Below are 12,505 nucleotides of genomic sequence, written 5' to 3'. Positions count from 1 at the left end.
ACTGGTCAGAACAGACTGGCGTTCCCCTCGTCTGGAGGTTGTTGGGCGAGTTCCACGATTTCGTCGCGTAGCGCGGTAGGCATCGGGTAGCCGCCGCTGTGCTCAGTGAGGAACTCGGCGGCCACCTGAAGCCGCAACTTCCTCGTCCGGGTTGCCCGGTACTCGGTGGTACGGCCGAGTTGTTGCGCCAGCTCGGGCAGACGAGTCCGCAGCTCCCGCGCGGCCTGCTCGCGCAACTCGTCGACGCGTTCCGTAGCTTCCTGCACGATCCGCCATACGGCATGCGACTTCGGCGGGCCCGCCTCCATGAGAGGCGCCAGCAGCGGATGCTCCTCACGGAGTCGGTGTCGGCGATGACGCGGTCCGGTGAGGAACTCGCGGTCGTCGAGTAGCCCTTGGACGAGGCGGTCATGTTCCTCCTGACTCAACTGCCACTCGGCCGTATGGTGCGGCCTCGGCCGGTTGGAATCGTTGTCGATATTGTCGATCAAGTCCTCTAGTGGATCGTGGAACGGGGCGTCGGTCTGCCAGCGGTGCCATATGCCGTCGAACCAAAACGCGACCTCGAACCGGACAATGTTCCCGTCGAACCGGGCGGCGGCCTTGCGGAGCGCAGCAGCGTCCGGGACATCCCCTTCTTCCTCGATCGCATCATCGACCTCGGCGGCGCGGAATCGTTCGTCGCGGACATACAGCAGGCGGCATCCCACGGTGGCGGCCAGGTTCACGAACTCCGCCACGTCCATGCGATCCGCGAAAACGTCCACCACGTTGCTGGCCTTGATCTCGGGGAGGTCCGGGAACACGGTCAACCCCGACGCTTCCGTCTGTTCACGTGCGGCAGCGAGCAGTGGGGACAAAACGTCCGTGGCATCCATCCCGGCAACAACGGCAGCCGGGGAAACATCATCATGGAGGTCAGTCATGGCAGATCAACTACCAGCAGTTCCCGACAGAACCCTGCCCCCAGGGAGGCGGCGGCGAGTAGACGCTCCGATCGTGTGACAGGCAGAAGACATCTTCGCCGGCGGCAGGCTGTCGGCGATCACCGTCAGATCCAGCGAACACTCGTCGGCCTCCTCGGCCAGGGAGGTCAGGACCAGGGTCATAATCGATCACTCGTTCTCGGTTACTTCTTGGTGTTCCTGACCTGCCGGGAAGGTCAGGACATCGTGATGCGCTGGTGCCGTTTGATCGACGGCCACGCCGTCCGGCAGCCGCTCGTCGGGGGGTGCTAGGCGGCCACCGGCCGAAGGTGGGGGCGCCGAGCCTGGGCGGGGTCGAGACGCTGATCACGCGCCCGGCTGTGACCTCGCGTGCGGCCACCGTTGTTGTTGGTGGGGCCACGGTAGCTGGAGCTCCAGCAGCTTTCACTGGCGGAGGCCTTCTTGCGGGCCAATCTATCTACAATGCGGCAACTGCGTGCAACTGATACTTGGGATCTCTGAAACCAGAGGGAATGTGATGTCGAAGACTGTCGCTCTCGTTGCCGCGGTCGTGTTTGCCTTGTTTGTGCTTTCCTTCTTTGTTGCGGCGATTCTATTGGACAACCAGGGTCTCGCGGCTACTGGCGCAGCTTCTGTGTTTCCTCTGGCGCTTACAATTGTGGAGTACCGCAGAAAACGCTGATCGATGGACGAGATTCGAACGGAGCGATAGACGTCGTGTCGATATCATGATGGCCCGTCTCTAGTCCACGCTAGGACAAGTTTGTCGCAAGCGGTGCTATAGTACGGCGGCGGTAGCATGTAGCTAATTCCTAAGCACTGAAAATACGAAAGCGTGGAGGAACTCAATCGACAAGAAATTTACAGGTCCACTTATTCTTGCGATCGTTGCAGTTGTTGCCATCACATACATGCCCGTGGCATTCCGCTCTCCGGCCACTTGGACCTTTTCAATTTTGATAGCATTGTCCACGGGATATATGCTTTGGCGTTATCGACGGAGTTCACGCAAACCGCGATAAGGTACATATAAAGGCGCCGATGGGCGAGGTTCATGTCAATTTCGAACCTCGCCCATCGTGAAGAGTCCCTGGTCAGTCCCGTTCCCATCCTTTGGTGGTCCTGCCGGGGACGCTCCGCACTTCGCGTGTTTCCGCAGGTCACACGCGTTCCCCTCGCACGAACCGTCCCACCTGAAATTACGACAAAACGGAAACGTGCAGGTCACGCCACGTCTGTCGTGTCGCAGGTTCACGCCCTACGGGGATCTCCCCTCGCCCACGCCGCTGAGACCAACAACCTTTGACCAAGGGCCCGTCGCGGAGTTAGGTGCCGAGGGGTGAACCTGCTCAACTGCTGTGGCGCCGATGAATGGCAGACGGTGTTCCTATTCCACCTGCACGTGACTCCGCGGTACATCGACGAGGCCAAGGACCGGCTGGTGCTGCCCCTGGTAGCCAGGGATTTGAGGGACGGTGCTGTCCTGGCCACGGCTACGATAGATTCGGGCGCCGGATCGTCCTGTGACGTAGGCACGGGATGGTGAACAGGTCAACGAACACTGCAGGGTCGACTATGGCTTGTTGCCGGCAACCCGTCGGGCACGGTAAACGCCAATCCTGACACGGCGAGGCGCCGACGCCTCAGGAGTCGGAAACAGACAATCGTGCGGGGAGCGGTGCAGCCCTGCCGACACACACGATGTGCGCGCTTTCCTTGCGGTACATCGGTTTTCGTCGACATGTAACGCGGTGGCCGCGCTGTGACGGCCCACCGAGGTCCGTCGAGCGCTCTCACGCAGCCATATCGGACGATGCGACCACGACATTGCGCTCGAGCGGCCCGAGGCGCGGCTCGATCCTGATCACGCCGAGATCTGCCAGCCGATCCAGTACGTCGGCCTCCTCCAGCGGCAGAGCACCGGCGTCGGCATCTTCTGGACCACGCCAGCGATTGCCCGCCGCGCAACCCCAAGCGCCCGTGTGGAAGTTGACCTCATTCGCTGCAACATGCTGCAGAGCCATCCGTTCATCGGCATTCATGTCGCGCCTCCTGCCTTACAACCGGTCCCAGCTTGCGCGGGAAGCAACGGCAGCACATCCGGCGGAATACCCATATTGGTACCTACGTCAGGCGACCTACCGCCCGAGCGGCAGTAAGGGCTTCGGCGATGCAACCCACATGGAGCTCGGTGCCAGGTTCGCTGGGTTCGCGACGCCTGCCAAGTATCGCAGGCGCAGTCGAAGTCGCGTCTGTCAACGCCCGTCGAACAGAATCCGCTGCGACCGGCGAGATTGTGGACCTGGCCGTTCGCGCAGATGTGCCTGACTCGGCTTCAGCTACGACCGAGCGGCGCCGTGTGATCACGGCTGTGGTCATGATCGTCAGGTTCGCCGTGATCTCATTGTCGCGAGGAGAGCGACTGTACGCCTGGTCGTCAATCTCGGCTTGTTGCGTGGTAGCCGAGGCTGGCGATGGTGTCGATCACGTCCTGCAGGGTGTTTGCGGTGGTGTCCAGTTCGATGGTGGTGCGGTGGTGTTTGCGGGAGGTCTGGGTGTTGAGGACGCCGGGGAGGTCGTCGAGGGTGTCGTCGATGAGCAGGGCGCAGCTGCCGCAGTGCATGCCTGTGACGTGCAGGGTGTGCTTGGTGGGCATCGAGGTGTCCTCCCTCAGGTAATGGTGATGGTGCCGGTGTACATGCCCATGCCGCAGGAGTAGTCGAGTCGCCCTGGTTGCAGCACGCCGAGTTCGATGCGTGTTTCTCCGTTGACCGGAAGGACTTCGTCGATGTCGTGGCCGGGAATGATGAACGAGCGAACGCAGCCTTGAGCGGCCTCCGAACGCACCACCAGCGTGGTGGGCGTTCCGGGTCGGGCGTGCACGTTGGCGGGGCTGTAGGAGCCGGTGCGGGCGGTGATCGACACGGTCTGCTGTCCGTCCACTGTAGACGTGGCGGCGGTGTCGGCCGGAGTGTCGTCGGGGGCGACGGCATTGGCGATTCGGCTGGCGGCCAACGGGGATCCGGCCAGTTCGAGTCCGCCGTTGAGGGTGTACAGGCCCATCGCGAGCACCGCGATTCCGGTGATCGCGGCGAGTCGGCCCCGCCACGCGGTCGCGGCCTTGCGGGCGGCGTAGCCGAGGATGGCAAAAAGGGGGCCGGTGCCAAGCACGAACACCGCCATCGTCGCGGCACCGCCGAACGCGGATCCCGATGTCATGGCCAGGGCTTCCACGGACAGTGTCACACCGCACGGGATGAGCACGGTGGCGAAGCCGAGCAGGGCCGGGGCGAGGGCGGCCTGGGAACGGGCCCGGGTGCGCACCAGCTTCATCCAGGAGATGGGTGGCTCGACGACGATACGGCGAAACCCTGGTGTGCCGAGCTGGGCCAGCCCGAACACGATGATCAGCAGTCCGGCTCCGATCTGCAGCCAGGTGCGCACGCCCGCGGAGAGTTGCACCGCACCGCCGAGGGCACCCAGCAGAGCCCCCAACACGGTGTGGGAGACGAGCTTGCCGGCCAGGAACCCTGCGACCGGGGCCATGTCGTCGCCCCATGCCGCCCACCCGCGCCGTGGTGTGCCGGCCGCGGCATCGGTCCGGGTCGCGGCCGGTCCCCCGCGTTGCCGGGTGATAAGTCCGGTGAGCAGGCCGCCTTGTACGGCGGCGCACGACACGCCACCGGCGAACAGTCCGGTGAGCAAAACAGCGCCAAGATTCACGAAAGCCTCCAGCGAAGAAAAGGAAAGTCGAAGGTGCCCACGCACAGGGCACGCCAGCAACCCGCGAACCCACCGGGTCCATGCGGGTCAGGGGCAGACTTCTCCTACGTTCGCAGCAAGCACAGTTGCGCCAGGCTCGGCGCGCGAGGCACCACGGCCGGGCGGGAAGGCCAACGGTCGGCGCGATTCATTGACAGGACGAGCCGCCCGATCCGACGCGGTCGCCACTTCACCACGGCCGCGACGATCCCGAGAAACACGACCAGGCAGGCCGCCAGCGCACCGCCCCACCCGTGGTCGGCCGGAATGTCGGACGCGGAAACAGTGGCGACGCCGACTCCAGATGCCCGCGGTGTCGGTGCGGCCGGCATAGCCGGACCGTCGCTTCCGGCTGTAGCCGACACCTGCGCGGAGGTGTGCAGTGTCATGTCGATCGGAGCCACTGCGCTTCCGCTTGGCATGGCGGACATTCCCGCCATACCGCCGGCACAGTGCAGGCCGACGGTGAGCACCAGACCGGCGAGCAACGCGACCACAAGTGCGAGCCCCGCGAGGGATCCTCGCCGGGTCGGGGCCGTGGGTGCGGTGCTCACGGCACGCATCGTAGAAGGTCCGGGAGTCAGCCGGGCGTGTGGTCGAGCGTGGACCCGTCGTCAGCGCGATCGGTCTCGGCGGCAACAGCTCCGGTCAGATGCTCTTTCACCGCCGCAACTCCACCGCAAGTGCTGGTGATTTGTTCAGCGGTGAAAGAGCATCCAGCCGACGGCCACGACGGGCCTGCGACGCTTCGGACGTCCCGCCTCACGCCGTTGCGCTGGACCGGCCGGGGGTGAGTACGGCCGCCACCGCGGCTGCCACGGCCGCAGCGATGGCCGCCACGGTGAAGGCGTCGGTGAACCCGCCGAGGGTGTCGCCGACGAGGCTGGCCGCGGCGATGCTGGAGACGACGGCGGCGCCGAGGGAGGCGCCGAATTCGTGGAATGTGCTCACGATTCCCGAGGCGATCCCGGTTTCGTGGGGGGCGACCTGTCCGAGTGCGGTGGCGGAGGCGACCACGAAGATCGCGCCGGTTCCGGCGGCGGCGATGGCCACACCGACGACCACGGTCGCGGGGTGCATCCACAGGGCGGGCACGGCCATCCCGATCGCCGCGGCGATCAGCCCGGTCACGGCGAGCCCGCGGGCCCCGACCCGGGCCAGTGCCCGTCCGGTGAGGTTGGCGCCGAGCATGGTCGCCAGCGCGACCGGCAGGAACAGCAACCCGGTGTGCAGGGCGCCGTAGCCGTTCGCGTTCTGGAAGTAGAACGTGCCCAGGAAGAACACCGCGATCATCAGCGCGGTCGCGGTCAGGATGAGGAACGTTCCGGTGGCCACCGGACGCCGAGCCAGGAGTGCGACGTCCATCAGCGGCGAGCGGGCGGTCCGCTGCCACCAGACGAACACCGCGTAGCCCACGAGGGCCAGGGCGAGCATCCAGGCGTTGGTGGCGGTGAGCCACCCGTGTTCACCGGCGTTGACGAGCGCGTAGATCACCGCCCCGGAGGAGCCGGTCACCAGCAGCGCACCGAGGACGTCCAGCCGCGCCCGTGGCGCCACCGGCGTCGACCGGGGCAGCATTCGGGCGAGCGCGGCCAGGATCACCAGTCCGATCGGCACATTGACGTAGAACACCCACGGCCAGCCCGGTCCGGCGGTGAGCAGTCCCCCGGCCAGGACGCCGAGTGCCGCGCCCCCGCCGCCGAGCGCGGACCAGACACCCAGTGCCTTGTTTCGCTCGTTCCCGTCGAACAGGGCGACGACCAGGGACAGCGCCGACGGTGACAGCAGCGCCGCGCCCACGGCCTGGGCGATCCGGCCGCCGACCAGCAGGCCCGCGGAGTCAGCCAGGCCGGTGACCAGCGATGCCGTCGTGAAAACCAGCAGCCCGGCGAAGACCACGCGCTTGGCGCCGAGTAGGTCGGCGATCCGGCCGCCCAGCAGCATCAGACCACCGAAGGTCAACGTGTACGCGCTCACGGTCCAGGTCAGCGCGGCCCGGCTCAGCCCCAAGTCAGTCTCCATTTGGGGCAGCGCGATCGCCACGACGGTGACGTCGAGGATCAACATCAACTGGGCCACGCCGAGAAATCCGAGGATGCGCCATCGCCGCGGGTGCGCCGTCGCGGGCCCCGCGGTCGTCGCGTCGGTTTCGTGGGTTGTCATCACAACCTCCATAACTCGTACGTCTAAGTACGACTTCTAACGCGGAGGCTACTCCGTACATTCCCGTACGAGTTAGGGTGGGCGGATGGCTTCTCCTCCTGTTCGGCCGCGGCGGCGGGCTGACGCCGAGCGCAGCATCGCCCGGATCGTCTCCGCGGCCCGCATGACTCTTGGCGTCCATCCGGATGCCACCATCGATGACATCGCCAAGGCCGCCGGTGTGGGCCGAATGACGCTCTACGGTCACTTCGCCAACCGTGCGGAACTGGTCGAAGCCGCTCTGGTCGAGGCGTTGCGCTGCGGCGAGGAGGTACTGGCTGCCGTAGACCTGACGGGGAATGCGCGACAGGCACTGACCCGACTGCTGCACTCGAGCTGGACCCTGGTGGCCGAATCGATGGCGTTGCTGGAGGCAGCGGAGGGGACCCTGCCGGCCGGCCGGATTCGCGAGCTGCACGCCGCGCCGTCGGCGCGCATGGAAGAACTCATCCGCCGCGGCCAAGCCGACGGCGACTTCCGGTCCGACCTGCCGACCAGCTGGCTGATCAGCGTCGTGCACTACGTGCTCCACGGTGCCGCCGCGGAAATCCGTGCCGGACGGATGCCCGCGAACCCCGCCGGCACCGTCACCGCGACGGTGCAATCGATCTTGACCGTTCCGGCACCGGACGAAAACGGCCCAGCCTGAACACACCAACTCGGCCACGAAACGCGGTGGACGGTCGGCGGCACAGGCTGGGCCAAGCCGGGTTTTCGGCAATCAGCCCCCTCGCTTCGTTGTGCGGCCCCGACATGGCGGCGTGCAGGTGCGCACCGAGGTTGGTCAGCTTTCGTCGGGTTCGAGTCCGGCGACGAGGTTGAACGATCCGGTGAGCTGGTTGAGTGCGACGAGGCCGACGGTGTCGGCGATGACGCGGTCGTTCCAGCCATGGGCGCGCAGGTCGGTGAGGTCGTCGTCGGTGATCGTGAACGGTTCGGCGAGCACCCTGGTGGCGAAGCTCAGCAGCGCGGTTTCGCGGTCGTCGACGGAGAGCCCTTGGCGGGCCATGGTGATGTCGGTGTCGGTGAGTCCAGCGGCGCGCCCGGCGGTGGTGTGGGCCTCGAGGCAGAGCGCGCAGCCGAGCCATTCCTGCACGGCGAGGGAGATCTTCTCGCTGAGCGTGCGGGGAAGTTTGAGGCGTTTCATCGCCCGGGACAGCTCCAGATAGCCCTGCAATAAGGCTGGAGAGTGGGCCATCGTCGCGATCATCGGGCCGACTGAGCCGTGGCGTTCGGCAATGTCGGCGAGCAGGGCGCGGGCCTTGTCGGGGGCGTCGGCGGGACTGAGGGTGCTCAGGCGGGACATCGTTCTCCAAGGACTGGTGCGGGTGGTGGAAGCGGGCGTCGGCGCCGCACGTGCGGCGCCGACGCCCGGTGCTGGGCCTCAGACGACTGAGGCCGGTTCGGCGGACATGTCCGCCTTCTCCGCGGTGTGGCGCTTGAGGGTCACGGCGGCGACGATCGTGCCGACGACGGCGATACCGGCCGCACCGAGGAACGCCGCGGACAGGCCGCCGGTGAGGGTGTCGACGTCACCGATCTGGTCGGCGCCGAACCCGGCGGCCACCGCCGTCATCGCGGCCAGGCCGAGGGCGGATCCGACCTGGTAGCTGGTGTTGACGATGCCGGATGCGAGGCCGCCTTCCTCCGGGCGGGCACTGGAGATCGCGGTGCCCAGCGACGGGATGAACGCCAGTGCCATCCCGGTCGCGGCGACGATCGACGCGGGCAGCACGTCGACCCAGAAGTTTCCGTTCGGTCGGGCCAGGGCGAGCCAGCCGAGCCCGGCGGCGAGCACGACCAGACCGGCCACGACCATCGGCTGAGGACCGAAACGCGCCGCCAGCCGCGGCGCGAACACGATCATGACGAGCATGATCACCGTGGTCATCGGCAGCAGGGCGGCGCCGCTGGCGAACGCCCCGAGACCGAGGACCTGCTGCAGGTAGAGGTTGAGGAAGAACCACATCGGGATCCACGCACCACCGAGCAACACCTGCGCCAGGTTCGCCGCACCCAGGTTCGAGGTGCGGAAGATCCCCAGCCGCATCAACGGATTCCGCCGCTTGGCCTGCAAAAACAGGAACACGGCGAGCAAGACCACGGCGGCGCCGAGCCCGATGATCGTCTCCGCCGAGCCCCAACCGGCCTCGGGAGCCCGCACGACCGCATACACGGCCACGGCGAGACCGAGGGTCACGGTGATCGCCCCGACCAGGTCGGTCGAGCCGCGCCTGCTGGTCCCGGCGGGCATCAGCGCCCGCGTCGCCGCCAGCGCGATCAACGCGATCGGCACGTTGAGGTAGAACACCCACGGCCAGCTCAAATATTCGGTGATCACCCCGCCGAGGAACACCCCCGCCGTGCCACCGGCGGGAGCCGCGGCACCGTAGAGCGCCAGCGCCTTGCCCAGCTCCTTCGGTTCACCGCCGAAGAGCATCATCAGCAACGTCAACGCCGAGGGTGCGATCAACGCCGCCCCGACACCCTGCACGGCGCGCCCGGTGAGCTCGACCCACACCTGACCGGCGGCACCGGCGAGCACCGACCCGGCCAGCAGCACGACCCAGCCCGCCGCGAACACCCTGCGGGCACCGAGCAGATCCGACAACCGGCCGCCGAGCAGCAGCAAACCGCCGAACGCGACGACGTAGGCGTTGAACACCCAGGACAGATTCTCCTGTGAGAAGCCAAGCTCTTCCTGAATCCGCGGCAGAGCCACGCCGATGATCGAGGTATCCATGATCACCATGAACTGTGCGGCCGCGATGAGCGCCAGCGCCCACCACCGCCTGCTGGATGGTTCTCTCACTGTGGACATCATCTTCTCCATACGGGAGGGGGGTATGCTTGAGGTGAAGCTAGCACCTTCGAACCACATACACCAGGGGGGTATTCCTGGAATGGGAGGAAATGCTGGAAACGTTGCCGCCCAAACGAACCCACGTCGCGAACCTGATGCTCGCGGAGTCGTGGAGATACGAGTCAGGGCTACAGTGGGCCTTGACATCAACCCGAGGAGAACGACATGCACGGCTACACCGGCGACAAGGACGCGTACCTCAAGCGGCTGCGCCGCATCGAGGGGCAGATCCGCGGGCTGCAGCGGATGGTGGACACCGATCAGTACTGCATCGACATCCTGACCCAGATCTCGGCGGCGACCAAAGCCCTGCAGTCGGTCTCACTGGCTCTGATGGACGAGCACCTCAAGCATTGCGTGACCGAAGCCATCGCCGAGGGCGGCGACACCGCCGAGGACAAGATCCGCGAAGCCAGCGACGCGATCGCCCGGCTCGTCCGTTCCTGACCCCGAACACCGGCCGCCGGATGACGGCGCCGACGACAACCGCCACCCGTGCTCGCGGGTAGGAACAGCGCCTGAGTCAGTCGAATGTCGGCGTCGACGCCACCGTCTCTCGATCGAAACCTACGAATTGGACGGTCGGTCGCCTGCTCCCGGCGACGTCGACACGGTGCCCGTCTGACGGCACACGAGTGCCTGAACCGCACAACCGAGCCCGCACCGGAGAATGACCCGGCTGGTCTCCGAGTACAGGGCGCCGCGCAGACGCCGACATTGGGCCGCTGAGCGAACTCGCCTCACCAGAGCACTCTCCCGTTCCGCGCCATAACCGGCGCCGTCACGCACACCACACCGAGATCACGACCGCCAGGTCTCGATCGTCGTGGTATACCCTACCCCCGTAACCGTATCTGGTTGCGGAAGTTCCACCAAGGAAAGGGAAGTCGATGAGCACCAGCGTGTACACGGTCGGGGGCATGACCTGCTCGGGTTGCATGACCAAGGTGACCGCCGCGGTCAGCGGGGTCGCCGGGGTAGCCGATGTCGATGTGGACATCGCGACCGGCGAGGTCACCGTCAGCACCGACGCCACGATGGACGGCCAGCAGGTCCGGGCGGCGATCTCGGAGGCCGGGTACGAGATCACGGCCGAACGGTGAGCGACAGCCCCGCCGACACCCCGGTCATGATCAAGACGGTGGACAACGGCCCATTGCAGGTCAAGGGCCCGATCCGACTCGTCGATCACGACGGCACCAGCTACGAACTGGGGCCTGAGCGTACGCGGTTGCTCTGCCGTTGCGGCATGTCGGCGACGAAGCCGTTCTGCGATGGAGCCCACGCCCGCAATGGATTCAGTGCTACCGAACGCTCGACCTGAACCCGGACTGGTGGCGCCGAGGCGATATCCGGCGCCACCACCCCGTCCATGGATACAGCCAGGGGGTATCCCCAACATCCAGAAAATTGCCGGTCCACCAGTTGACATGCATACCCCCCATGGGTATAAATCTCAGCAAGAACTCCGCTACAGCAAAGGAGAACCGCCATGTACGAGTCGTTCTATACCGTCGCCGGGATGACCTGCGGGCACTGCGTGAGTTCGGTGACCGAGGAGGTCGGCAAGATCGACGGAGTCACCTCGGTCCAGGTCGACCTGCCGACCGGCGGGGTCACCGTGGCCGGTACCCGTGAGCCGGACGCGGCCGAGGTTGCGGTCGCCGTGGAAGAAGCCGGATACACCGTTACCGCCTGAAACGGCGGCATATCCCCGAAATTTCGGGGTCTGACAAAGGACGTGACATGAACACTGCAACGAAGCTCTCCGCCTACGGTGTAGCGCTCGCTCTGGTCGCCGGTGGCGGCTGGGCGATCGGCACCGCTGTCGGTCCTTTCGACGGGGAAGCCGGTGCCGCCGGTGAGCCCGCCGGGCACGGGGACACTCACAGCGGCACCGTCGCGGAGACCGTGCCGGTCGACCAGCCCGGCGGTCTGGCGTCCTCGGCGGGCGGCTACACCCTCGCCCCGGCCACCACCACCCTCGCCGCGGGACCGAACACCTGGTCTTTCCGCGTCACCGGCCCCGATGGTGCTCCGGTGACCGGGTTCGATGTCGAGCACGAGAAGCGGATGCACCTGATCGTCGTCCGCCGCGACACCGCCGGATTCCAGCACGTCCATCCCGAGCTGGCTCCGGACGGGACGTGGTCGGTGCCGCTGACGCTGACCGATCCCGGCAGCTACCGGGCGTTCGCCGACTTCACCCCGACCGGCGGCGAGGGCACGACCCTCGGGGTGGACCTCGCTGTCCCTGGCGGTTTCGAGCCGGTGGACTACCCGCCGTCGCGGGAGGCGTCGGTGGACGGCTACCAGGTGCGCCTCGACGGCGACCTCACTCCGGGCCAGTCCTCCAAGGTCACCGTCACGGTCAGCAAGGACGGCCGCCCGGTGACCGACCTGCAGCCCTACCTCGGCGCCTACGGCCACCTGGTCGCGTTGCGTGGCGGCGACCTGGCCTACCTGCACGTCCACCCCGACGGCACACCGGGCGACGGCAAGACCGCCGCAGGACCCGGCGTGACGTTCTTCGCCGAAGTGCCCTCCGCCGGCACCTACCGGCTGTTCCTGGACTTCCAGCACCTCGGAACGGTCCGCACCGCCGAGTTCACCCTGGCCACCACCGGCAGTGCCGCACCCGCGCCCACCCCTGCCGCCCCGGCCGATCCGACGACGCCCGCGGCCGATGACGGCCACGGCGGCCACGGCTGACCGGCCAGGAAGGACGATT

The 12,505-nt window shown here is 66.8% G+C and carries 13 protein-coding genes; 6 read left to right on the top strand and 7 right to left on the bottom strand.

Annotated features, from left to right (window positions below):
- Positions 1 to 5: 5 nt before the first annotated feature.
- The 5 genes from CFN78_RS23760 to CFN78_RS23735 form a co-directional block, all read right to left on the bottom strand.
- Positions 6 to 926, bottom strand: coding sequence for a hypothetical protein (locus tag CFN78_RS23760; RefSeq protein WP_094865097.1), 921 nt, complete (start codon positions 924 to 926; stop codon positions 6 to 8).
- A gap of 1,814 nt (positions 927 to 2,740) precedes the next feature.
- The gene (locus CFN78_RS28835; RefSeq protein ID WP_133116431.1) at positions 2,741 to 2,989 is read right to left on the bottom strand and encodes a hypothetical protein; all 249 of its coding nucleotides are present in this window, start codon (positions 2,987 to 2,989) and stop codon (positions 2,741 to 2,743) included.
- Positions 2,990 to 3,384: 395 nt separating this feature from the next.
- Positions 3,385 to 3,603, bottom strand: coding sequence for a heavy-metal-associated domain-containing protein (locus tag CFN78_RS23750; RefSeq protein WP_094865096.1), 219 nt, complete (start codon positions 3,601 to 3,603; stop codon positions 3,385 to 3,387).
- 14 nt (positions 3,604 to 3,617) lie between these two features.
- On the bottom strand, positions 3,618 to 4,670 hold the full coding sequence (locus CFN78_RS23745; RefSeq protein WP_094865095.1) for a sulfite exporter TauE/SafE family protein: 1,053 nt from the start codon (positions 4,668 to 4,670) through the stop codon (positions 3,618 to 3,620).
- Between the two features lie 801 nt (positions 4,671 to 5,471).
- The gene (locus tag CFN78_RS23735) at positions 5,472 to 6,872 is read right to left on the bottom strand and encodes an MFS transporter (RefSeq protein ID WP_094865304.1); all 1,401 of its coding nucleotides are present in this window, start codon (positions 6,870 to 6,872) and stop codon (positions 5,472 to 5,474) included.
- An 85-nt stretch (positions 6,873 to 6,957) separates the two neighbouring features.
- On the opposite strand from CFN78_RS23735, the gene CFN78_RS23730 reads away from it, so the two are divergent.
- Positions 6,958 to 7,560, top strand: a complete 603-nt coding sequence (locus tag CFN78_RS23730; protein ID WP_094865093.1) for a TetR/AcrR family transcriptional regulator — start codon at positions 6,958 to 6,960, stop codon at positions 7,558 to 7,560.
- A gap of 135 nt (positions 7,561 to 7,695) precedes the next feature.
- On the opposite strand, the gene CFN78_RS23725 is transcribed toward CFN78_RS23730, so the two are convergent.
- The gene (locus CFN78_RS23725) at positions 7,696 to 8,217 is read right to left on the bottom strand and encodes a carboxymuconolactone decarboxylase family protein (protein WP_094865092.1); all 522 of its coding nucleotides are present in this window, start codon (positions 8,215 to 8,217) and stop codon (positions 7,696 to 7,698) included.
- A gap of 78 nt (positions 8,218 to 8,295) precedes the next feature.
- Entirely contained in the window at positions 8,296 to 9,732 is a 1,437-nt protein-coding gene (locus CFN78_RS23720; protein WP_094865302.1) for an MFS transporter, read from the bottom strand.
- 207 nt (positions 9,733 to 9,939) lie between these two features.
- Between CFN78_RS23720 and CFN78_RS23715 the strand changes: the two genes are divergently transcribed.
- From CFN78_RS23715 to CFN78_RS23695, 5 genes are all read left to right on the top strand, one after another.
- Complete coding sequence (locus CFN78_RS23715; RefSeq protein ID WP_094865091.1) at positions 9,940 to 10,221, top strand: metal-sensitive transcriptional regulator; 282 nt, start codon at positions 9,940 to 9,942, stop codon at positions 10,219 to 10,221.
- A gap of 443 nt (positions 10,222 to 10,664) precedes the next feature.
- Positions 10,665 to 10,877, top strand: coding sequence for a heavy-metal-associated domain-containing protein (locus tag CFN78_RS23710; protein WP_094865090.1), 213 nt, complete (start codon positions 10,665 to 10,667; stop codon positions 10,875 to 10,877).
- Positions 10,874 to 11,098, top strand: coding sequence for a CDGSH iron-sulfur domain-containing protein (locus CFN78_RS23705; protein ID WP_240519653.1), 225 nt, complete (start codon positions 10,874 to 10,876; stop codon positions 11,096 to 11,098). The genes CFN78_RS23710 and CFN78_RS23705 overlap by 4 nt, the downstream gene beginning before the upstream one ends.
- A gap of 168 nt (positions 11,099 to 11,266) precedes the next feature.
- Positions 11,267 to 11,473, top strand: coding sequence for a heavy-metal-associated domain-containing protein (locus tag CFN78_RS23700; protein ID WP_094865089.1), 207 nt, complete (start codon positions 11,267 to 11,269; stop codon positions 11,471 to 11,473).
- A gap of 47 nt (positions 11,474 to 11,520) precedes the next feature.
- Positions 11,521 to 12,486, top strand: a complete 966-nt coding sequence (locus CFN78_RS23695; RefSeq protein WP_094865088.1) for a hypothetical protein — start codon at positions 11,521 to 11,523, stop codon at positions 12,484 to 12,486.
- Positions 12,487 to 12,505 lie beyond the last annotated feature (19 nt).

This window comes from Amycolatopsis antarctica (assembly GCF_002262875.1).
Taxonomy (GTDB): domain Bacteria; phylum Actinomycetota; class Actinomycetes; order Mycobacteriales; family Pseudonocardiaceae; genus Amycolatopsis; species Amycolatopsis antarctica.
Note: the sequence above shows the minus strand (reverse complement) of the source record. Positions and strands in the feature narration are given on the sequence as shown.

What these genes read in the sequence shown, in the direction of transcription:
- CFN78_RS28835 (WP_133116431.1), bottom strand. Translation starts at nt 2,989, where the DNA reads ATGAATGCCGATGAACGGATGGCTCTGCAGCATGTTGCAGCGAATGAG.
- CFN78_RS23750 (WP_094865096.1), bottom strand. Translation starts at nt 3,603, where the DNA reads ATGCCCACCAAGCACACCCTGCACGTCACAGGCATGCACTGCGGCAGC.
- CFN78_RS23710 (WP_094865090.1), top strand. Translation starts at nt 10,665, where the DNA reads ATGAGCACCAGCGTGTACACGGTCGGGGGCATGACCTGCTCGGGTTGC.
- CFN78_RS23735 (WP_094865304.1), bottom strand. Translation starts at nt 6,872, where the DNA reads ATGACAACCCACGAAACCGACGCGACGACCGCGGGGCCCGCGACGGCG.
- CFN78_RS23715 (WP_094865091.1), top strand. Translation starts at nt 9,940, where the DNA reads ATGCACGGCTACACCGGCGACAAGGACGCGTACCTCAAGCGGCTGCGC.
- CFN78_RS23695 (WP_094865088.1), top strand. Translation starts at nt 11,521, where the DNA reads ATGAACACTGCAACGAAGCTCTCCGCCTACGGTGTAGCGCTCGCTCTG.
- CFN78_RS23725 (WP_094865092.1), bottom strand. Translation starts at nt 8,217, where the DNA reads ATGTCCCGCCTGAGCACCCTCAGTCCCGCCGACGCCCCCGACAAGGCC.
- CFN78_RS23720 (WP_094865302.1), bottom strand. Translation starts at nt 9,732, where the DNA reads ATGTCCACAGTGAGAGAACCATCCAGCAGGCGGTGGTGGGCGCTGGCG.
- CFN78_RS23760 (WP_094865097.1), bottom strand. Translation starts at nt 926, where the DNA reads ATGACTGACCTCCATGATGATGTTTCCCCGGCTGCCGTTGTTGCCGGG.
- CFN78_RS23700 (WP_094865089.1), top strand. Translation starts at nt 11,267, where the DNA reads ATGTACGAGTCGTTCTATACCGTCGCCGGGATGACCTGCGGGCACTGC.
- CFN78_RS23730 (WP_094865093.1), top strand. Translation starts at nt 6,958, where the DNA reads ATGGCTTCTCCTCCTGTTCGGCCGCGGCGGCGGGCTGACGCCGAGCGC.